At 71.4% G+C, this 20,403-nt stretch carries 14 protein-coding genes and 1 pseudogene; 5 read left to right on the top strand and 10 right to left on the bottom strand.

Annotated features, from left to right (window positions below):
* Window positions 1–64: 64 nt before the first annotated feature.
* The 3 genes from ABH926_RS40000 to ABH926_RS39990 all read right to left on the bottom strand — a co-directional run bounded on the left by ABH926_RS40000 (window position 65) and on the right by ABH926_RS39990 (window position 4,657).
* Complete coding sequence (locus tag ABH926_RS40000; protein ID WP_370371365.1) at window positions 65–3,214, bottom strand: AAA family ATPase; 3,150 nt, start codon at window positions 3,212–3,214, stop codon at window positions 65–67.
* A 34-nt stretch (window positions 3,215–3,248) separates the two neighbouring features.
* Window positions 3,249–3,422, bottom strand: coding sequence for a hypothetical protein (locus ABH926_RS39995; RefSeq protein ID WP_370371363.1), 174 nt, complete (start codon window positions 3,420–3,422; stop codon window positions 3,249–3,251).
* 236 nt (window positions 3,423–3,658) lie between these two features.
* Window positions 3,659–4,657, bottom strand: a complete 999-nt coding sequence (locus tag ABH926_RS39990) for an aldo/keto reductase (RefSeq protein ID WP_370371361.1) — start codon at window positions 4,655–4,657, stop codon at window positions 3,659–3,661.
* Between the two features lie 312 nt (window positions 4,658–4,969).
* Between ABH926_RS39990 and ABH926_RS39985 the strand changes: the two genes are divergently transcribed.
* On the top strand, window positions 4,970–5,983 hold the full coding sequence (locus ABH926_RS39985; RefSeq protein WP_370371359.1) for a GNAT family N-acetyltransferase: 1,014 nt from the start codon (window positions 4,970–4,972) through the stop codon (window positions 5,981–5,983).
* On the opposite strand, the gene ABH926_RS39980 is transcribed toward ABH926_RS39985, so the two are convergent.
* From ABH926_RS39980 to ABH926_RS39955, 6 genes and pseudogenes are all read right to left on the bottom strand, one after another.
* On the bottom strand, window positions 5,972–6,889 hold the full coding sequence (locus ABH926_RS39980) for an arginase family protein (protein ID WP_370371358.1): 918 nt from the start codon (window positions 6,887–6,889) through the stop codon (window positions 5,972–5,974). The genes ABH926_RS39985 and ABH926_RS39980 overlap by 12 nt on opposite strands.
* A 231-nt stretch (window positions 6,890–7,120) precedes the next feature.
* Window positions 7,121–8,506: pseudogene (locus tag ABH926_RS39975) on the bottom strand (ATP-binding protein); the annotation flags it as partial.
* A gap of 15 nt (window positions 8,507–8,521) precedes the next feature.
* The gene (locus ABH926_RS39970; protein ID WP_370371356.1) at window positions 8,522–10,051 is read right to left on the bottom strand and encodes an SCO6880 family protein; all 1,530 of its coding nucleotides are present in this window, start codon (window positions 10,049–10,051) and stop codon (window positions 8,522–8,524) included.
* A gap of 222 nt (window positions 10,052–10,273) precedes the next feature.
* Window positions 10,274–11,626 carry a hypothetical protein gene (locus tag ABH926_RS39965; RefSeq protein ID WP_370371355.1) on the bottom strand — a complete coding sequence of 451 codons (1,353 nt, stop codon included), beginning with the start codon at window positions 11,624–11,626 and terminating at the stop codon, window positions 10,274–10,276.
* Complete coding sequence (locus ABH926_RS39960) at window positions 11,616–12,524, bottom strand: hypothetical protein (RefSeq protein ID WP_370371353.1); 909 nt, start codon at window positions 12,522–12,524, stop codon at window positions 11,616–11,618. Before ABH926_RS39960 ends, ABH926_RS39965 begins: the two co-directional genes overlap by 11 nt.
* A gap of 147 nt (window positions 12,525–12,671) precedes the next feature.
* Window positions 12,672–13,007, bottom strand: coding sequence for a hypothetical protein (locus ABH926_RS39955; RefSeq protein WP_370371569.1), 336 nt, complete (start codon window positions 13,005–13,007; stop codon window positions 12,672–12,674).
* 253 nt (window positions 13,008–13,260) lie between these two features.
* Between ABH926_RS39955 and ABH926_RS39950 the strand changes: the two genes are divergently transcribed.
* Window positions 13,261–14,391 carry an NlpC/P60 family protein gene (locus tag ABH926_RS39950; RefSeq protein WP_370371352.1) on the top strand — a complete coding sequence of 377 codons (1,131 nt, stop codon included), beginning with the start codon at window positions 13,261–13,263 and terminating at the stop codon, window positions 14,389–14,391.
* Between the two features lie 186 nt (window positions 14,392–14,577).
* On the opposite strand, the gene ABH926_RS39945 is transcribed toward ABH926_RS39950, so the two are convergent.
* On the bottom strand, window positions 14,578–14,943 hold the full coding sequence (locus ABH926_RS39945; protein WP_370371351.1) for a nuclear transport factor 2 family protein: 366 nt from the start codon (window positions 14,941–14,943) through the stop codon (window positions 14,578–14,580).
* Between the two features lie 340 nt (window positions 14,944–15,283).
* On the opposite strand from ABH926_RS39945, the gene ABH926_RS39940 reads away from it, so the two are divergent.
* From ABH926_RS39940 to ABH926_RS39930, 3 genes are all read left to right on the top strand, one after another.
* On the top strand, window positions 15,284–16,747 hold the full coding sequence (locus ABH926_RS39940; RefSeq protein WP_370371349.1) for an MFS transporter: 1,464 nt from the start codon (window positions 15,284–15,286) through the stop codon (window positions 16,745–16,747).
* A gap of 137 nt (window positions 16,748–16,884) precedes the next feature.
* Window positions 16,885–17,700: an ABC transporter ATP-binding protein gene (locus ABH926_RS39935; protein WP_370371347.1), complete on the top strand. Its 816-nt coding sequence runs from the start codon at window positions 16,885–16,887 to the stop codon at window positions 17,698–17,700.
* Window positions 17,701–17,714: 14 nt separating this feature from the next.
* On the top strand, window positions 17,715–20,270 hold the full coding sequence (locus tag ABH926_RS39930) for an FtsX-like permease family protein (RefSeq protein ID WP_370371345.1): 2,556 nt from the start codon (window positions 17,715–17,717) through the stop codon (window positions 20,268–20,270).
* Window positions 20,271–20,403: the final 133 nt, after the last annotated feature.

Genomic DNA, 20,403 nt, shown 5'->3' with positions numbered 1-20,403 from the left:
TGCGTCCGGGCTGCGACTCAGGGGACGAATATCGAGGACAAAAGCCCTCGGCGCGCGGCGAACCTTACGCCTGCTCGAACACCCGCAGCCGATGCGCGACCGCCGCCGCCTCGCCGCGTCCGGAAACTCCCAGTTTGGCCAGGATATTGGAGACGTGCACGCTCGCGGTCTTCGTCGAGATGAACAGCCGCTCGCCGATCTGCCGGTTCGACAGGCCCTGCGCGACCAGCGCCAGCACCTCCAGCTCGCGCGCGGTCAGCCCCAGCGGGGCGCCGGAGTCGGCCCCCTTGCCGCCGCCGGGCGCCGGGGCCTGCGGCATGCAGTCGCTGATGTCCAGCCGGGCCCGGCGGGCCAAGGCCTGCACCTCCTGGCACAGCGGGCCGTCCGGAAGCGTGGCGACCGCCCGGACCGCCCGGCGCAGCAGCTCGGCGGCGGTGTCGCGGTCGCCGTTGGCGGCGCAGGCCTCGGAGGCGCGGAAATTGATGTACGCGGCCTGATGCGCGTGCACCCCCTCGCGGGCGGCCAGCTCGCTCGCGGTGGCCCACTCCGCCGCGCCGGCGACCCCGCGCCAGCGGGCCAGTTCCGCCGCCACCTGCGCGGCGGCCGCGGCCTGGCTCGGAGTCAGGGCCGGGAGCCGGCCGGCCCGCTCGGCCAGCGCCGCCACCATCGCCGAGCCCGCGGTGTCCACGGCCGAGGCGCCGGAGCGGGCCGCGGCGCGCGTGGGCTGTGTGGACCGGCAGAGCTCCGCGTGGTCGGCCTCGGCCATCGCCATCGCGGTCAGCACTCGCCAGGCATACCGCTCGTCGCCCAGGAACTGCGGCTTGTCCAGGAAGACCTGGAACGCCGTGCGGGCCTCGCCGATCGAGCGGGTCAGCCATACCGCCTTCTCGATCTCGCGGCGGATGCCCGGCAGCGCGTATTGGTGCTCGAAGGTCCGGCTCGGGATGCGCGCGCCCAGCGTCAGCTCGCTGCGCGCGTGGTCGGGGTCGCCGCCGAGCAGCGCCAGGTCGGCCAGGTACTCGTGGGTCGTCGCGCCGTGGATGCCCGGCGGGTCCAGGTCCAGGCTGGAGTTCAGCGCGGCGTCCGCGGCCTCCCAGTCGCCGAGCGCGATCAGCGACTCGGCCATGTTCAGCCACAGCATGCTCTCGGCGACCCGCAGCCGCACGCCGCGCCGCTTCAGCTCGGCCAGCCCCGCGCGGGCCACCTGCACGGCTTCCTGGTGCCGGTCCAGGGTCTCCAGCGCGCTGCACAGGTTGATGTAGCCGCGGCCGATGATGCCCGGATCGCCGTAGCCCAGACCGTCGATGATGGCCTGCCGCAGGATCGCCAGGCCCTCCTCGTGGGTGCCGAGCGAGACCTGCCCGGCCAGCACCGTGCCCTTGGTGATGGCTGCCGCGATCCGGTACAGGTCCGAGTCGATCTTGTCGGCCAGCAGCGCGGTCTCCTCGGCGAAGCGCAGCGCGGCGTCGATGTCGTCGGATGTCAGCATCTTGATGAACGAGGCGCTGTTGGTGATCTGCACGCGCACCTGCGGGCACTTCTCGCCGTCGACCAGATCCAGCGCGGCCCAGATGTCCGCCATCCCGTCGCCGCGGCCCAGGATGTGGTGGTCCCGGCTGCGCAGGTGGTGCAGCAGCGCGGCCAACTCCGGGTCCTGCTCGGGGTCGACCCGCTTGAGGGCCTTGTCCGTGAGGGACAGCGCGCGGTGCGGATCGCCGGCCAGATGCGCGGCGCAGGCGGTCTTGTAGAGCAGCCGGGCGTAATCCAGGCCGGGCGTGGGCACCTGGTCCCACAGGTCCAGCGCGCGCTCCAGCATCTGGTGTTCCTCGACGTACGCGTACCGCGCGTCCGCGGCCTCGGCCGCCCGCAGCGCCGCGTCGTAGGCACGCGGATAGTCCCGCGCCGAATACCAGTGGTGCGCCAGCTCGACTTCCCGCGCCTCCGCGGCGACCAGCGACGGCTCGGCCTCCAGCAGTTCGGCGTACTTGCGGTGCAAAGCCGAGTGCTCGCCCGGGAGAAGCTCGTTGTGCACGGCCTCGCGCAGCAACGCGTGCCGGAACCGGTAGCTGGTCGGACTCTCGCCGGGGATCAGGATGTGCGCCTGGAACGCCGGGCGGATCTGCTCGTTGAGCTCGTCGTCGGTGGCCCCGGTGACCAGCAGCAGGAACCGGTGGTCCACCGGCGGCAGCGCCGCCGACAGCAGGCGCAGCATGCGCTGTGTGGGCTCGGGAAGCTGCTCCACCTTGATCAGCAGCAGGTCCCGCAGTGTGTCGGAGAGCGCGAAGCCGCCGACGTCCGAGGGCATCAGGCTCGAGCCGTCGGCCGCGCACGCCAACTCCTCGGTGAAGAACGGGTTCCCCTCGGCGCGCGCGAACACCTCCTCGGCGAAACCCGGAGGCAGGTCCCGTCCGGTCTTTCCGTAGATCGCCGCCAACTGCTCGGCGGTCTCGCCGGTCGTCAGCGGTCCTATGTCTATGCGCCGGACGCCGCGGATCCGGTCCAGCTCGGCCAGGAACGGCCGCAGAGGATGGCCGCGGTGCAGATCGTCGGTGCGGTAGCTGCCCACGACCAGGACCCGCGAGTCGCGCAGCGAGCGGGACAGGAAGCCCAGCAGGTCGCGCGTGGAGCGGTCGGCCCAGTGCAGATCCTCCAGGACCAGCAGCAGCGTCTCGGCCGAACCGAGGTCCTCCAGCAGCCCCAGGACGGCGTCGAAGAGGTGCCCGCGCACGGACTGCTCGCCGGCGCGTGTCACGGCCGGCAGCGCGTCGCTGTGGCGCTCCATGCCCGCCGGGCGCATCATGCCGCCGCGCGGGGAGTCGTCGCCGGACAGGCCCTCGGCCAGTTCCGGCAGCAGCCAGGCCAGCTCGCGGCGGCGCACGCCGTCGCCGTCCCCGAAGGCGCCGGGGAAGTCGCGCAGCAGCTGGCGCAGCGCGGCGGCGAAGGGGGCGTACGCCACACCCTCGTCGCCGAGTTCCGCACAGCCGCCGATAAGGACGCGCACGTCGGTGAAGGGGGCCGCGCCCGGATCGGCGGCGGCGGGGTCCAGGTCCAGCAGCGGCCGGACGAACTCCTCGATCAGCCGGGACTTGCCGATCCCGGCGTCCCCGCCGACGACCACCACCGCGGGCTCGCCCCGGGACGCGCTGGCCAGCAGCGAGCGGAGCTTGGACAGCTCCGGCCCGCGGCCGACGAAGACGGGGCTCACCTGGCGCATCGACACATGGTCGAGCATCGCACAGGGGTCCGGGTCAGGTCATCGACCTTTCACCGGAACGTGATCCTGCGTGCACGGTATGTACCTTCTCCGGGCATATGTCCCGCGTCCGGCGGGCGCGCTTGGCCAGTCCGTGGCGGCGGGCCTGCTCGATCAGCTCGGTACGGCGGGCGTTGGCGATCTCCAGGGTGAAGACGGTGTTGTTCATGGTTCCGGTTCCCAGCCTCTCGACGAGTCCCACTTCGGTGACGTGTACTAGTCTCCGGCGGGAGGTGCCCCCTACACATGAGGCAACAGGCCAGTCCTTGGGCGCTGAGGTACCTTAGGTATGACCCTCAGGTACCTCAGGAGCCCTTACAGCACAGCGCGGGGCGTTTGTCGAAGGCTTATCCGGGTCTCATTCGGGGATTATCCGAGGCTTGTCCGGGGTCGAAGGCGTCCTTCCTAACGCTCCGTCCGCCGCGCCGAATCCGGCGCGTAGCGCTCCCCGGACGCCGCGCCGTGCGGCACCGCGGCCTCGATCCGGGCCAGCTGCTCGGCGCTCAGCTCGATGTCCGCCGCGGCCGAGTTCTCGTCCAAGTACTTGATCCGCTTGGTGCCCGGGATCGGCACGATGTCCGGCCCCTGCGCCAGCAGCCACGCCAGCGCCAGCTGCACCGGGCTGTGCCCGGACTCCTCGGCGACCGCGCGCAGCTCCGCGACCAGCTTCAGGTTCGCCTCCAGGTTGCCGTCGGCGAACCGCGGGTTGGTGCGCCGGAAGTCATCGGCGGCCAGCCCCTCCACCGAGCTGATGGCACCGGTCAGCAGCCCGCGCCCGACGGGGGAGTAGGGCACGATCCCGACGCCGAGTTCGCGCGCTGCCGGGATCACCTCCTCCTCGATGTCGCGGGTGAACAACGAGTATTCGCTTTGCAGCGCGGTGATCGGGTGGACCGCGTGCGCGGCGCGCAGGGTCTCCGCGTTCACCTCGGACAGGCCCAGGTAGCGCACCTTGCCCGCCCGCACCAGCTCGGCCATCGCCCCGACCGACTCCTCGACCGGGATCTCGGCGTTGCGGCGGTGCATGTAGTAGAGGTCGATGTGGTCCACGCCGAGGCGGCCCAGCGAAGCGTCGACGGCGGCGCGGATGTACTCCGGATCGTTGCGTACCGAGCGCTCGTCGGTCTCCGGGTCGCGCCGGATGCCGAACTTCGTCGCCAGCACGACCTTGTCCCGCCGGCCGCCGGCCAGAGCCCGCCCGACGAGCTTCTCGTTCTCGCCCTTGCCATACATGTCGGCGGTGTCCAATAGCGTCACCCCGAGATCGTCGATCGCCCGGTGCAGCACCGAGATCGACTCGGCTTCGGACTCGGAGGTGACGCTGTAGAAGTCCGACATACCCATGCACCCGAGTCCGAGCGCGGAGACCCGCGGGCCGTCACTTCCGAGGACGCGGTACTTCATGCAGCAACTCCCATCACAGAATTCACCCGTCACCCGCGCCGGGCGGCATCGTTGGACACCGTGTCTGGAAAGACGGTGTCGCCGGACAGCGCGGAGACTGGAGGACATACATGAGTGTCGCAAGTCTTGACGATCACGTCGCCCCCGATTACCGCAACTGGGTGGGGGTGCTGTTCGCGGTGCATCAGAAGGTGGAGGTGCGGGGCCTGGACGGGGAACCGGGGCCTGCGTTCTGCACCTGCGGGGACGTGTGGCCCTGCCAGAGCGAAAACGAGGCGGCGCGATTACTGGACTTCACGCTATAAGGGGTGGATGGAGTTCAGGCGATTCGATCAGTATCAGGCTTCTGAATCAGAGTTCGATGAGCTCGCGGCCTTCCTGGCGGTCCTCGACACGGCGGATCGGCCGGGGTGGCCGCTGCGGTCGGGGCCCGAGATGGCATACCTCATGCGCGGAGGCAGCACCGGCAGGTACGAGTCGCACCTCTGGATCGGCCATGACTCCGACGACGGGGCGCGCACGGCTGTCGGCTGGTTGTTCCTGCCGTCGCCGGAGAACCGAGGGACCGCGCTCATCGAGATCCGGGTCCGGCCCGACCTGCGCCGCCGGGGTATAGCGACCGACCTTCTCCGCATTCTGATTCCGGCGGCACGCGCCGAAGGCCGGACCCATGTGATCGGGTCCGCCGACTTCCAAGGCTCGGGCGAGGCCTGGGGCGCGACGGTGGGACTCGTGCCGACCCTGCGCTATGTCCAGCAGTACCTGATGCTCGCCGAGACGGACCAAACGTTGTGGGACCGTCCCGCCCCCGACGGCTACCGCCTCCAGTCGTGGACCGGCGCCGCCCCGGAGGATCTGGTCGCGTCCTACGCGGTGGCGCGGCAGGCGATCGACGACTCGGTGTCGGGCGACATGAGCTGGGACGAGCCCCGATGGACGCCCGCGCGGGTCCGGGAGGAGGAGGCCCGGAACGCGGCAATAAACCGTGAGTTCCGCTCGGTGGTGGCGATCCACGAGGCGACCGGCGAGGTCGCCGGCGTCACGGACGTCACCATCGCCGCCGCCCGGCCCATGGTCGTGCAGCAGGGCTACACCGCGGTGCGGCGTGAGCACCGGGGACAGGGACTGGGGCTGGCTATGAAGGCTGAGCAACTCCGGGCGCTGGTCGAGCAGCACCCGGCTGCCCGACAGGTGATGACCCAGACCGCCGACCTCGACCACATGGCCTCGATCAACCGTGCTCTCGGCTTCCAGGTGCTGTCCGACAGCGTCTACATCGAGGCCGAGATCGCGGACATCGAGAAGGCGCTCGGATCAGACTCCTGATTGTCCGGACAGTTCGGTCCCCAGGCGTCCGAGACCCTCGGTCAGAACATCCACCAGCAGCCGCGCGTAGCGGCCGTCCGGGTCGAGATCGGGGTCGTAGACCGTGACGTGCGCGCCGATCGCGCGCGGTGCGAGAGCGGCCAGCAGCCCGGTCAGCTGGCCGGCGTGCAGGCCGCCGGTGTCGGGGCTGTCCACCGCAGGCATCACGGTCGCGTCGAGGATGTCCACGTCCAGGTGCAGCCAGTAGCCGTCGATCCCCGGCCGGTCGACGCGGTCGCGGATCCGGCCGGCGGTGGCCGCGGCGCCGTCGGCGATGATCTCGGAGGCGCGGATCGTCAGGCCGATGGCGTCGCGGACCTCGTCCAGTTCGGCGTCGTCGTCACGGCACCCGGCGTGCACCGTGTCCGCCGGGTCGAAGTACGGTCCGAGCCCTTCGATGTCCGCGATCGCCGGCCAGTGGCGCCCGACGGCCGCGGCCAGATCCTCGCCCGCCAGCGCCGCGCAGGACTCGGAGTTGCCGGGATTCCGGAAGTCGGTGTGGCCGTCGAGGTGCACGAGACCGAACCGGCCGGCAGGGCGCAGCGCGAGCCCGACCCCGACCACCAGGCTGCAATCCCCGCCGATCACCACAGGGAAGCCGCCCTCGGACCGGATCTCGGCGATGCGCCGGGCCAGCCGCCGTGCGTGCTCGACGATCGCGTCCTGATTGCGCAGCCGTCCCGGCGTCGCGTCGTCCACGTAGCGGCCGGCCAGCACCACGCCGGCGTCGAGGGCGCCCGCCTCGGCGAAGCGGGCGAACAAGCCCGCCTCGCGCAAGGCCTCGGGGGCTTTGGCGGTGCCCGGGACGCTGGTCGGCTCGGGAGGGCGCAGGCCGAGATTGCTCGGTGCGGACAGCAGCGCGATCACCGGTCAGCGATCCCAGACCTCGGGCGTCTCCGCCTGGTACGGCAGCTCCGCCTTCTTCCCGAACAGCGTCCCGGCGATCGCCGTCAGCTCGTCGTCGCCGTCCGCCTCGATCGGCTCCACCGCCCACCGCCGCTGGCGGTCCATGGGCTGCTGGTTCCCCGCCGCGATGGCGCGCACCGGTGTCGCGGGCGCTGGAAGGGCCGCCAGGCGGTCCGCCTCGGCCGCTTCCAGTGCCGCCGTCTCCTCGGGCGTCCCGGCCGTCAGGGCGGCCGCTGCGGCGCTGGCGATGAGGGCGGCGTCGGCGGAGCTCTCGGTCATGGCGCGGTCGGTGAAGACCAGCGGGCGCTCGTGCTCGGTGATGATGTGCTTGACCACCTGCACGTCGCCGTTGACGTCCCACACCGCGATGCCCGGGGTCAGCGAGGGGATGATCTCCACGGCCCAGCGCGGCAGGCCCAGGACCTTGCCCGTGGTTCTCGCCTCGTCGGCCTTCTGCATGTACACCGTGCGGGTCGAGGCCATCTTCAGGATCGCCGCCGCCTCCTTGGCGGCGGCGCCGTCCACCACGTCGGACAGGTGGTGGACCACCGCGACGAAGGACAGCCCCAGGCGGCGGCCGAACTTCAGCAGCCGCTGGAACAGCTGCGCCACGAAGGGCGAGTTGATGATGTGCCAGGCCTCTTCGACCAGCAGGATGCGCTTGACCCGGTCCGGGCGCAGCCAGGTGTGCTCCAGCCAGACGCCGACGATGGCCATCAGGATCGGCATGCCGATCGAGTTGCGGTCGATGGCCGACAGGTCGAAGACGATCAGCGGCGAGTCCAGGTCGATGCCGGAGGTGGTGGGCCCGTCGAACATGCCGGCCAGGTCGCCGTCCACCAGCCGGTCCAGGACCAGCGCCACGTCCAGGCCCCAGGCCTGCACGTCCTCTATGGTCACGTTCATGTCCTCGGCCGCGCTGGTCAGCGGGGTCCGCAGGGCCTCGACCACGTCCGACAGGATCGGCTGGCGGCCGTACTTCAGCGCCGCCTCGCCCACCCGCAGGTGCGCGGCCTTCAGTGCGTAGCCGGCGCGCTCGTCGAGCGGCCGGCCCTGGGCCACCTCGACTATGGTCCGCAGCAGGGCGAGCTGGCCGGTGGTGGCGATCGCCGGGTCGAGCGGGTTCAGCCGGATGCTGTCGCCGCGCACGCCGTGCGGGTCCAGGCGGACCGGGGTGACGCCGAGGGACTCGGCGATCAGGTGCCACTCGCCGACGCCGTCCTCGCCCTGCGCGTCCAGGACCACCACCTGGCGGTCCTTGAAGCGCAGCTGGCGCAGCACGTAGGTCTTCTCCAGCGCCGACTTGCCGTTGCCGGACTCGCCGAGCACCAGCCAGTGCGGGGCCGGCAGCTGCTGGCCGTAGAGCTGGAAGGGGTCGTAGACGTAGCCCTTGCCGGAGTACACCTCGCGGCCGATGATGACGCCGCTGTCGCCCAGGCCCGGCGCCGCGGTCGGCAGGTACACCGCCTGCGCCTGCGAGGAGGAGGTGCGCACCGGCGGTCGGGTGGTCTCGACCTTGCCGAAGATCATCGAGGCGAAGCCCTCGATCAGGGAGTCCGTGACGGAGCGTCCGGCCATGATGTGTCAGCCTCCTTACTTCCGCAGCCCGGTCGCGAACGGCAGGGAGTTCGTGAACGCCCTGTGGTGCTCGCGGTCGCACCACTCCAGCTTGAGGAACGACTTGCCGGCCGAGGCCCGGATCGTGCGCTTGTCCCGGTTCAGCTGCTCCGGGCCGCGCGCGGAGACCGTGATGTAGCCGACCAGGTTCACCCCGGCGGCGCCGGAGGCCAGGTCCTCGCCGCGCTGGTCCACCCGGCCGGCGTGGGCCCGCTCGCGGGGGTCGTCGACCCGGCCGAGCTTGGCCTGGCGGGCGGCCTCGGCGTCGGTGTTGATCTTCTCGGTGAGCATCCGCTCGATGGCCACGTCGGTGGGCTCCAGGTCCATCGTCACCGCGACCGTGCGGATCACGTCCGGGGTGTGCACCAGCAGCGGGGCCAGGAAGTTCACGCCGACCGGGGTCAGCGGCCACTCCTTGATCCAGGCGGTGGCGTGGCACCACGGCTCGGCGGTGGCCGACTCGCGGGTCTTGGCGCGCAGGAACTGCGGGTGGGTGGCGTCCAGCTCGGCCGGCCAGGCGTTGCGCCGCGACATCGCGTGCAGGTGGTCGATCGGGTGGTCGGGGTCGTACATGGAGTGGATCAGCGAGGACAGCGCGACCGGGCCCAGCGGCTGGCGCACCTTGATGTCGGCGTCGGCCAGCCGGGCGCAGATGTCGGCGAGCTCGCGGGCCATGATGATGCCCAGGCCCACGTCCACGGCGCCGCGGCCGATGACGTAGGCCTCCGAGGCCAGGTCCTTGGTGTAGGGCATGCAGGCGACCAGATAGGCCCGGTGCTGCTCGGAGGAGGTCGAGACCATGGACAGCAGGTGCTCGTAGGACTCCTGGAGCCAGCGCGGGGAGTTCTCGTCGCCCCTTCTGGCCACGTCCTTGGCGTGCGCGTCGGGATCGGCCGGCAGGGTGCGGGCGAGCATCTGCAGCCGGGTGACGAAGCCGTCGCCGTTGGCCACGTGCCGCAGCAGCGTGCCGAACCGGTCGACCAGCGCCTCCTGGTCCTCGGAGTCCCGCGAGCCGACGCCGGGGCCCTCGATCTCCAGCGTCGCGGTGACGGTCCGGCGGTCGAGGTGCATCAGGACGGCGATCTCGTCCGGGCCGAACTGCGCGCGCAGCCACCGCAGGCGTCCGACCCCGGGCGGCGGCCCGATCTCCACCTCGGCGCCGTCCATCCGCGTCCCGGCCTCCATGGCGCGCGACCGCCAGGCGGCCTGCGGCGAGCGCAGCAGCCGCTTGTAGGAGCGGTTGATCTCGAACCACTTGTAGATGGTCCGGCCGTTGTAGGGCATGAACACGACGATCAGCGCCAGCGCGGGACCGGCGAGGATCCCCAGCACCTTCAGGAACGTGGTGGGCACGAAGAACCCGGACAGCAGCGAGACGGCGCAGCAGATCACGATGACGCCGATCTCACCGGTCTCCCGGTTGCGCCCGATCAGCGCGCTCGGCTTGGCCTTGCCGAGCAGATAGGCGCGTCGGTACTGCGGTGGCTCCTGCTGGGTGGTGCTCATAACCGGGCCCCCTCGGGGCGGACGTCACTGCTTGGCGTGGTGCTCACGGCGGTGCCTTCCAGCGGGGGAGCGGGTGATCGTGGTGCGCGGCCGGGTTCTGCTCTCGACGCTACCCGGGAAAGGCCGGCAGCGGGATCGCAGGACGCGAACCCGCTGACGCGTGCGCTGGCGGTGTGCCTCATCTCGTCCTGGCCTCCCTCGCCGGTCCGATCGCGGGCCTGGTCACGAACCGCCGCGCGGAGGCGGCGGGGTCTTGGGGATGACGGGAGCCGGGGTGGCCTGCAGCCGGGAGGCGGAGGTGGCCGAGCCGCCGCTGCCGCCGGCGTTGCCGCCACCGCCCCCGGCACCCCCGGCACCGCCGCCCTGGCCGCCGTCGGCCCCCGGCCGCACGGTCAGCGCCCGGCCGGTGTGCGCCGCGATCCCGGCCGCGGCCCCGGCCCCGCCGGCCAGCGCCCCCACCGACATCCCGGCGATGGCCCCGCCCATGTTGCCGCCGCCCCCGCCACCGGCGAAGGCACCGCTGATCCGGTTGGCGTGCGTGGCCATACCGTTGCGCATGGTCCCGGCCGGCGACGTGAAGGCGGCACTGGTGATCGCGGCCTTCCCGATCTTGGCCGCCCGCTCCTTCTGCAGCGTCAGCATCTCGTCACCGAACGCCGGCACGAACCGGTAGACCAGCCCGGAGGCGAAGATCGACAGGATCATGATGGCCAGCCCCGAGAGCACGGCGCTGAACGAGTCCTGAGGCCCCGACGACACAGCGGTCGCCAACGAAAGGACGATGACGATGATGGGTTTGATGAGGTCGATGGAGATCATCAGCCCCACCCACCGCCGAATGTGTCCCCACATAGATTTGTCGACGAAGCCGGCGTACACCGCCGTGGCCAGCGCCGCGCCGACGTAGAGCATGGCGGCCCGAATGATGAGCTCCAGCCACAGCAGGGCGGCGGCGATCATCGACAGCACGGAGACGAAGATCAGCATGATCGGCCCCCCGCCCAGCCCGGAATTCGGATCCAGGGCCTTGGAGAAGCCCGCGAGGAACCCGTTCCGATCAGCGGTGGAACCATTGCCGATGGCATCGGAGACACTATCGGTGATCTTGACCATCCCGGCGAGGATCACCGGCGTGAAGGCGGAAGCCAGCACCGCCATCCACAGGAACCCGGTGGCCTCGCCTATGGCGGTGACGATGGAGTCGCCCCGCACCGCGCGCTTGATGACGGAGAGCAGCCAGAGCAGGACGGTCAGGATCGCCGAGGCGGCGAAGACGATCGCGTACTGCTTCAGGAAGCCCATGTTGGTGAAGTTGACGGTCGCGGTCTTGGAGATCGCGTCCGAGAGGTTGTTGATGACCCACTGGGCGGCTTCGGCGCAGCCTTTTGCGATGGAGCCGAGGGGGTCGGTGAGGGAGTCGGCGGTGGTGTTGCCCCCGCCTCCGGTGGTGCCGGGGGCGGTGGGGGTGCCGTTGACCATCTGCTGGGTGTTCTCGCAGGCCTTTTTGACCGCGCCGAAGAGAAGCGCGCAGGGGTCTGACGGCGCCGCCGGCAGCGGTGCGATGTCAAGGCGCATAGCGGAGCCTCGCGAACTGCTGGGCAGCCTTCTGCAGATCTTCGGGTGTGGAGGCTTGCTGCGTGCCCCCGACAGGTGTCGGTCCGTCGGCCTGTCTGAAGTCGTTCCAGCGCCAGTCGTTGTTGACCCAGGTCAAGGTGATCGTGAGCGTGGACCACGTGGCGCTCACCGGGAAGGTCGAGCCGGTGCCGGCGATACCGTCGATGGTGCAGGTCCAGACGTCGACCACGGCCTTGGTGTTCGTGTACGAATCCACTCGAACTCCCGCCGGTACACCGCGGTACACAAGCGTCTGGCCCGCAGGGGGATTCCCGTTTGCATCTAGGCCATACCCGCGTGCGGCGGCACCGAAAGCAGTATCGAGTTCGCTTTGGAGGTGCGCCACTATCGCGGGGTCCGCGATGGTCTGGATCATGGAGTGCCGCTGGTCGGTGTGGACCATCGGTTCGGACACGTAGGCGGCCACGTAATTGGTCGCCGCTGACTCCGCCCCACTCTGCGTGTCTTGATACCCGGTCAGCACGCCGTTCGCCCCGGACTGCGCCGGAAAAGCAGGACTCGAAGCCGCCCCCGCCGGGGCGCTCTGCCCCACCGTGGCCGTCGCCGGCGGCACCCCGCCGCCGACGCCGGTGCTGGCGCCCTGGCTCGCGGCGCCGCTGTTGTGCTTGCTGCTGTTGATCGCGATCACCGCCGCGACCACCACGACGACCGCGGCCAGCGCCAGGACGCCGCGGCCGCGGCGGGCGCGGGGGGCCTTGAACTCGCCGTCGTAGGGGTCCTTGGGGAGGCGGATGACGGTCTGCGGCTGCTCGATGCGCGGTGCGCGTCCGGGCCGGCCGCGGCGCGGGCCGCCGTCGCCCGTGCGGCCCGGACCGCCGCTACCGCCGTCGATAACCATGTTCAAGTCTCCCCACCCCGGACGCCCCGGTCGTGTTACATCGTCGTCGTGTCGGGCCACCAGTTCCTAACAAATACCCGGATGGCTTCGTGCGGGTTTGCCGGGCGGCGCGAGGCGGCACCTCTTCCGGTCGGCCGCGGCCGCCGGTCAGATCGCCATGCCGTAGACGATGGTGAACAGGGTGCCGAGGGATCCGATGATGAACACACCGGTCAGGCCGGCCACGATCAGGCCCTTGCCCTGCTCGGCGGAGAAGGTGTCGCGCAGCGCCGTGGCGCCGATGCGCTGCTTGGCCGCGCCCCAGACCGCGATGCCCAGGCAGATGATGATCGCGGTGGCCATGATGACCTCGATCATCACCCGGGCCTCGTTGCCCACCTTGCCGAAGGGGCCCCAGTTCGGGGCGATCCCGCCGATGATCGTGTTGATGTCGTTGCCGGCGGACGGGGGCGCCGGCGTCGGGTCGGTGAGGAACGTGGCCACGGTGTGCGCCGCGCCATGCAGAATTTGCAGTGCAGACACGATGACCGCCTGCCTCCAGTCCTGTGTTTATAACGGTGGTGTTCGTCGTACTCACGATGTGGTGGTGTCGCTGCCGGTAGCGTAGGGAACTCAGTCTACGAGGATGATGCGGACGGCAGATACCTTGTCTATGGTGTCGTTTTCCTCTATCAGTCTGCGGCACACCTTGGTTATCGGGTGATCCGATGATCAACTGAAGGGAGGAAGGGTTCTGATGAAGACATCGATCGTCGTCGGCGCGTCGCTGGTGGCCACCCCCTTCCTTCTGGTAGGCGCGATCGTCGTCGGGACCATGAGCGTGGCCTCCGGCAGTTCCAGCCTGGGTACCGTCGGCCGGATCGCCGAGGGCACCGTCCCGGCCGCCGACGCCGCGATCATGGACCAGGTCGGCCACATGTGCCCGACGCTGACCCCCTCGCTGCTGGCCGCCCAGCTGTATCAGGAGTCGGGCTTCGACCCGACCATCGTCTCCCCGGCCGGCGCCGTCGGGATCGCCCAGTTCATGCCCGGAACCTGGCCCAACTGGTCTTCACCGCAAGACGGGGACGGCAAACAGGATCCGCGCAATCCGGCCGACGCGATCCCGGCCGCCGCGCGCTACGACTGTGCCATCGCCCGCCAGGTCTCCGGGATAGGCGGTGACGCCGTGGCGAACATGCTGGCCGGCTACAACGCCGGGCCCGGCGCGGTCGAGCAGTACCAGGGCATCCCGCCGTACGCGGAGACCCAGAACTACGTGAAGAACATCGAGGCGCTGGAGCAGGCCTTCCGCGCCCCCGACCCGACGCTGGCGCCGTCCGACATGGCCGTGCGCGCGATCGCCTACGCCTACAACCGCCTCGGCACCCCCTACGAGTGGGGCGGCGACGGCACCGACGGCCGCTTCGACTGCTCCGGCCTGGTCCAGGCCGCCTACACCTCGGTCGGCATCACCATGCCCCGCACCGCCTCCGAGCAGTGGTACACCGGCCCGCACGTCCCCGTCGACCAGCTCCAGCCCGGCGACCTGGTCTTCTACGCCACCGACCTGTCCAACCCCGGCAGCATCCACCACGTCGGCATCTACGTCGGCGGCGGCGTGATGATCGACGCCCCGCACACCGGCGCGGTGATCCGCTTCGACCCGATCGGCGCCGCCGACTACCTCGGCGCCACCCGCCCGCAGCCGCTGGTCGTCGGCGCCGCCGTGGACGCCGCGACGCCGCAGGCGAAGCGCACGGCGAGCCAGAACCCGGACCAGAACCCGGCCGGCACGTCGCAGAACCCGCCGAACAACCCGGCCCCGACGACGCCCACGCCGACCGGCAACCAGAATCCCGCGGTGGCACCGGGCTCAAAGCGCTGAGAGCTTGGCTCAAAGCGCTGATACGGGAAGGCAAAGGGCGGCCGCTCAAGAGATTTTGAGGTATAGCCGCTGTTCGCGCCCCCTGCGCGCCCCCAGTGCACCCACGCGCCGAGGGCGGCGGCCGGAGCCGAAGCTCCTGACCGCCGCCCTCCGGCGTGCTTCCGTGTCGGGCGCGTCTGCCACCGTTCACATCGCGGGCACCTTGTCCAGGAACCCGGCGACCGCCCCGATCCGCCCGTCGGGGGCGATGAGCGCCACGTCGAAGCCGACCACCAGCGCCTCGTCGTCGCCCGCCGCCAGCTCCCAGGTGAAGCGGACCACGTCGTGGTGCGCGTCCGGCTCCCCGGCGAGCCGGAAGGCCAGCCCGGCGAACTGCGCCTGCGCGCCGCCGATCAGGGCGCTGAGCTCGTCGTGGCCGTGCACCGAGGCCAGCGGGTCGGTGTACTCGATCTCCTCGACGAAGACCTCGGCGACCTTCTTGGCGCGGGCCTCGGCGTCGGTCGCGTTCCAGGCGGCGATGTAGCCGTTGACGAGGTTCTTGATGTCAGTCATGGCTGAGCCTTCCGTTGCGGCCTCCGGCTTGCCCGGCGGCCTGTGCCCTCAACGATGCGGCCCGGGGCCATGACCTCGCGATTACCCGGCAGGTAATGATCGCGCCGGCGGCTGCGCGGCGGCATCTGGATTGCGCGGCGGCATCTGGATCCGGCTCCGGCTCGCCGTCGCGGCTGAGCAGAGCGAGAGGCCAGGGATCTCGTCGTCGGGATCCCGCCGCCACCACGGCCACGTCAGCGAAACCTCGCCCCGCGTGATCCGCGCCGAACCCCCAGCTCAACCACCGCCTTACCTACCAGGTAATCGTCACCATGACCCCCACGCACCGATCGTTGTCCCCATGACCGCTACACAGATCCGGCCGGCGACACCGGCCAGCGCGGCGCACGAGGCGCCGGCGGAGCGCACCCGGCGCGACAGCGCCCGGGCCCAGAACCTGACCCTCCTGGTCCTGCTCGCGGGGGTCTTCATGACCACCCTCGACATCTTCATCGTCAACGTCGCGATTCCGGCCACGCAGCGCGATCTGCACGCCTCGCCGGCCGCGATCCAGTGGATCGTCGCGGGGTACGGCCTCACCGTGGCCGCCGGGGTCATCACCGCCGGGCGGCTGGGGGACATGTTCGGGCGGCGGCGGATGTACGCGCTGGGCATGGCGTTGTTCACCGCCGCGTCGGCCGCGTGCGGGATGGCGCCTACTGCGAACGTGCTCATCGCTTCGCGGGTGGTGCAGGGGATCGGCGCCGCGTTGTTGAGTCCGCAGACGCTGGCCATCATCGGGACCGCTTTCGAGGGGGCCAAGCGGGTCCGTGCCTTCACCGCCTACGCCCTGGCGATGGGGCTGGCCGCGGTGTTCGGGCAGTTGATCGGCGGGTTGCTGATCGACATGAACTTCTCCGGGCTGGGATGGCGTAGCTGCTTCCTGATCAACGTGCCGGTCGGTGCGGTGGCGCTGACGCTGGTGCCGCGGGTGGTGCCGGAGTCGCGGGCCGAGGGTCGGACGCGGCTGGACGTGCCCGGGGTCGCGCTGGTCAGCGCCGCGCTGGTGGCCACCGTGCTGCCGCTGATCCAGGGGCAGAGCCAGGGCTGGCCGCTGTGGACCTGGCTGAGCTTCGGCGCCGCGCTCGTCCTGTTCGGGGTCTTCGGGTGGTACCAGGGCCGGCTCGCCGCCGCTGAGAAGTCGCCGCTGATCGACCCGGCGCTGTTCCGGACCAAGGGCTTCGCCCGCGGCATCGTCGCGCAGATCGTGTTCTGGATGGGCCAGGGCTCGTTCTTCCTGGTCTTCGCCCTCTACGTGCAGCTCGGCCGGGGTCTGGACGCCCTGCACGCCGGCCTGATCTTCACCCCGATCGGGGTCGGGTACCTGCTCACCTCGATGGTCGCGCAGAAGGTCACCGAGCGGCTGGGCCGGCAGACCGCCGCCGTCGGGACGCTGCTGATGGCCCTGAGCCTGGTCGACCTGATCGTCACCATCCACCTGACCGGTACCCACGGCTCGCTGCTGTGGATGGTCCCGGCACTGGTCGGCGACGGCGCGGGCATGGGCCTGGCGATCGGCCCGCTGGCCGCCGGGGCGATGGGCCGGGTGGCGCCGCACCACACCGGTGCCGCCTCGGGCGTGGTGTCGACGGTGATGCAGGTCGGCGGGGCCGTCGGGGTCGCGGTGATCGGGATCGTCTTCTACTCCGCCCTCGGTTCCTCGACCACCCCCGCCGCCTACGCCCACGCCTTCACCGCCGGGCTGGAACTCCTGGTCGCCGTGTCGGTCGCGGTGACGGTCCTGCTCCAGTTCGACAGGGACTAGTGCCGGCGCGCAGAACGGCGTGACCGTCGGGCCCAGGCCCCGGCGGTCACGCCGTTTCGTTGTCTCCCCGCGAAGTAGCCCGGGTGACTCCCGTCGTACGACTACACCGCAGGCGCCCCGAAGGTGGAATCGAAGGTATGACCACCACGACCGGCATCACCTCCAGCACCCTCACGGCGCCCGCCGCCCGCGCGGTGGCCGCGGTCAAGCAGTACGGCGGCGGCGACGCGGCCGTCCGCGCCCTCGACGGCGTCACGGTCGCGCTGCCCGCCGGCCGCTTCACCGCGGTCATGGGCCCCTCCGGATCGGGCAAGTCGACGCTCATGCACTGCCTGGCCGGCCTGGACCGGCTGACCTCGGGCCAGGTGTACATCGGCGACGTCGAACTCGGCTCCGCCTCCGACAAGCAGCTGACGCTCCTGCGCCGGGAGAAGCTCGGCTTCGTCTTCCAGTCCTTCAACCTGCTCCCGACCCTCTCGGCGGCGGAGAACATCACGCTCCCGCTGGACCTCGCCGGCCGCGCTCCGGACCGGGACTGGCTGGACACCGTCGTGCGCACCGTCGGCCTCGCCGACCGCCTGAAGCACCGCCCCGCCGAGCTCTCCGGCGGCCAGCAGCAGCGCGTCGCGGTCGCACGCGCCCTGGCCTCGCGCCCGGAGGTGGTGTTCGCCGACGAGCCCACCGGCAACCTCGATTCCCGGTCCGCGGCGGAGGTCCTGGGCCTGCTGCGGACCATGGTCACCGACCTCGGCCAGACCCTGGTGATGGTCACCCACGACCCCTCGGCCGCGGCCTACGCCGACGAGGTCCTGTTCCTGGGCGACGGCCGCCTCGTGGACCGCCTGGAGCTGCCCACGCGCGACGCCGTCCTGGCCCGCATGCAGCGCTTCGGTGAGTTCGGTGAATCCGGTGAATCCCACGGGTCCGGCGAGTCCGGCACGTCGGGCGAATAAGGAGGCTGACAGCCATGCTCACCATCGCCCTGCGCAACCTCACCGCCCGCCGCCGCCGGCTGATCGGCACCTTCCTCGCGGTGTTCCTCGGCGTCGCCTTCCTGGCCGGCACCCTGACCCTGAACGCGACGCTGTCCCGCAACTTCGCCAACCTCTTCGCGACCGCCGACACCGGCATGGCCGCGGTGGTCCATTCGGACACGCTGATCTCCCAGCATGGTTCCGGTTTCGGCGGACTGCGGGCCCCGGTCCCGGCGCAGCTCGCTGATTCGCTGCGCACGGTCCCCGGCGTCGCCGACGCGCAGCCCGACATCCTGGGCTACGGCCAGCTGCTGGGCGCCGACGGCAAGGCGGTCGGCGGGAACGGCCCGCCGCGCACCGCCGGCAACTGGATCCCGTCCACCGCGCTGAACTCGTATCACCTGGTGACCGGGCGCGCGCCGCGCGACGTGCCGACCGGGCAGCCGGTGGAAGCGGTCATCAACAAAGGCGCGGCGGATTCCGGGCACCTGAGGATCGGGGACACCACGACCGTGCAGACGCCGCTGCCGGTGCGGGTCACGATCGTCGGGATCGCCGGGTTCGGAACGCAGGGCGGGATCGGGCAGGTGACCTACGCCGGGTTCACGCAGACGGTCGCGGAGAAGTACATCGCGCGCCCCGGCCAGGCATCGCAGATCCTGATCGCCGGCAAGCCGGGAGTGTCGCAGGACTCTGTCGTGGCGGCGGTGTCGAAGGTGCTTCCGCCGGGCGTCACGGCGATGAGCGGCGCGGCGTATACGAAGGCGAACACCGACGCGATCGGGACGGCCTTCCTCACCTTCTTCAAGGGCTTCCTGCTGGTCTTCGCCGCCGTGGCGTTGCTGGTGGCGTCGTTCTCGATCCACAACACCTACACGATCCTCATCGCGCAGCGGACGCGGGAGAACGCCTTGCTGCGCGCCCTCGGGGCCTCGCGTGGCCAGGTCCTGCGCTCGTCGCTGGGTGAGGCGGCGGCGCTCGGACTCGCGGCATCGGCGGCCGGTGTCGTCGGGGGACTGGGCATCGCGCAAGCGCTGAAGGCGCTGTTCGACGCGGCCGGATTCGCTTTGCCCGCCGGGGGATTGGCGGTGACGGGGCCGACGATCGCCCTGGCGCTGCTGGTCGGTGTCGGCGTGACGGCCCTGGCCGCGCTCTCCCCGGCGGTCCGTGCCTCGCGCGTCGCTCCGCTCGCGGCGCTGCGGGAGGCGTCGGTGGGGGAGACGCAGTCCGGGTTCGGGCGCGTCCGGACGCCGATCGGCGCGGTGCTGGTGGCCGGCGGGATCGGGCTGGCCGTCGCGGGCGGATCGCTCGCGGTGGTCGGAGCCGGGGCCGCGGCCACGACCGTCGGCGTGGTGATGCTCGGTCCGGTCGCGGCGCGCGCGGCGGTCCGGGTGCTCGGTCCCCTGGTCACCGGCGGCGGACGGGTCGCCGGGACGACCGGCGTCCTGGCGCGCCGCAACGCCGCCCGGGATCCGCGACGGACGTCCGCGACCGCGACGGCGCTGATGGTGGGCGTCGCGGTGGTGACGCTGCTGACGGTGTTCGCCACGTCGGTGAAGACGTCGCTGAAGTCTGACGTGGACAGGTCGTTCGTCGGAGACCTCGCCGTCTCCTCGCCGTCCTTCGGCGGCGGCGGACTGAGCCCGCAGCTGGCCTCCGATCTGCGGAAGGTCCCGGGGGTCGCAGCCGCCGTGGGCATCGGGCAGGGCACGGCTTCGATCGGCGGCGCCGCGACGGACGTCTCGTTCGCCGACACGGGCAAGCTGAACCAGGCGGTGGCGCTGGACGTCCGGGGCGGTTCGGCGGCGGCGTTGGCCGGGGGCCGCGGGATCGGGGTCTCGGCCTCGGAGGCGAAGAAGCATCCGCTGGGCAGTTCCGTGACGGTCGTGTTCCCGGACGGTACCGCCGGCACGTTCCCGGTCGGCTTCGTCTACGGACCGCGCGGCTCCCTCGACGCCTACCTGATCGACGCCGCGGCCTGGTCCGCGCACGCGAACCAGGTCACCGACACTTCGGTGATCGTGAAGCTGGCGCCGGGGACGCCGGTCGCGGCGGCGCGCCCGGCGATCACGGCCGCCGTGGCGCCTTACGGCAGCCCGGACGTGCAGGACCGGCAGCAGTACGCGGACGCGCAGGCGTCCGGGGTGGACGTGGTCCTCACCATCTCGTACGTGCTGCTGGTGCTGGCGATCGTGATCGCGCTGGCGGGGATCGCGAACACGCTGGCGCTGTCGGTCCACGAGCGCACCCGCGAGCTCGGTCTGCTGCGCGCGGTCGGCCTGACGCGGCGGCAGACCCGAGCCCTGGTCCGCTGGGAGTCGCTGCTGGTGGCGCTGTTCGGGACGCTCGGCGGTGTGGGCCTGGGCACCTTCCTGGCCTGGTCCCTGGTCCGCGCCGCCGGCAGCTCGACGGCGATCGGCTTCGCGGCCTCGCCGGCGACGCTGGCGCTGATCCTGGCGGCCGGTGCGGTCGCCGGAGTCATCGCCGCGGCCCGGCCGGCCCGTCGCGCGGCCCGGTTGGACCTGCTGGCGGCGATCGCCCAGGAGTGAGCGGCGGTCGACGGCTTCGCCGGGCGGCGGGCGCGGAGGGGGCGTCCGCACAGCGGCGGAAAAGCGAGTCGGGGGGGGCGGGGGCCGGGGCGGCGCCCCCCCCGCCCCACAGAAGAAACATAGGATAAGCAGG

The sequence above is a fragment of the Catenulispora sp. GP43 genome, from assembly GCF_041260665.1.
Taxonomy (GTDB): Bacteria; Actinomycetota; Actinomycetes; order Streptomycetales; family Catenulisporaceae; genus Catenulispora.
This window is presented reverse-complemented; position numbering and strand designations above follow the sequence as displayed.

Coding starts and splice junctions, on each gene's coding strand:
- ABH926_RS40000 (WP_370371365.1), bottom strand. CDS start 3,214: ATGCGCCAGGTGAGCCCCGTCTTCGTCGGCCGCGGGCCGGAGCTGTCC.
- ABH926_RS39995 (WP_370371363.1), bottom strand. CDS start 3,422: ATGAACAACACCGTCTTCACCCTGGAGATCGCCAACGCCCGCCGTACC.
- ABH926_RS39990 (WP_370371361.1), bottom strand. CDS start 4,657: ATGAAGTACCGCGTCCTCGGAAGTGACGGCCCGCGGGTCTCCGCGCTC.
- ABH926_RS39985 (WP_370371359.1), top strand. CDS start 4,970: ATGGAGTTCAGGCGATTCGATCAGTATCAGGCTTCTGAATCAGAGTTC.
- ABH926_RS39970 (WP_370371356.1), bottom strand. CDS start 10,051: ATGAGCACCACCCAGCAGGAGCCACCGCAGTACCGACGCGCCTATCTG.
- ABH926_RS39965 (WP_370371355.1), bottom strand. CDS start 11,626: ATGCGCCTTGACATCGCACCGCTGCCGGCGGCGCCGTCAGACCCCTGC.
- ABH926_RS39960 (WP_370371353.1), bottom strand. CDS start 12,524: ATGGTTATCGACGGCGGTAGCGGCGGTCCGGGCCGCACGGGCGACGGC.
- ABH926_RS39950 (WP_370371352.1), top strand. CDS start 13,261: ATGAAGACATCGATCGTCGTCGGCGCGTCGCTGGTGGCCACCCCCTTC.
- ABH926_RS39945 (WP_370371351.1), bottom strand. CDS start 14,943: ATGACTGACATCAAGAACCTCGTCAACGGCTACATCGCCGCCTGGAAC.
- ABH926_RS39940 (WP_370371349.1), top strand. CDS start 15,284: ATGACCGCTACACAGATCCGGCCGGCGACACCGGCCAGCGCGGCGCAC.
- ABH926_RS39935 (WP_370371347.1), top strand. CDS start 16,885: ATGACCACCACGACCGGCATCACCTCCAGCACCCTCACGGCGCCCGCC.
- ABH926_RS39930 (WP_370371345.1), top strand. CDS start 17,715: ATGCTCACCATCGCCCTGCGCAACCTCACCGCCCGCCGCCGCCGGCTG.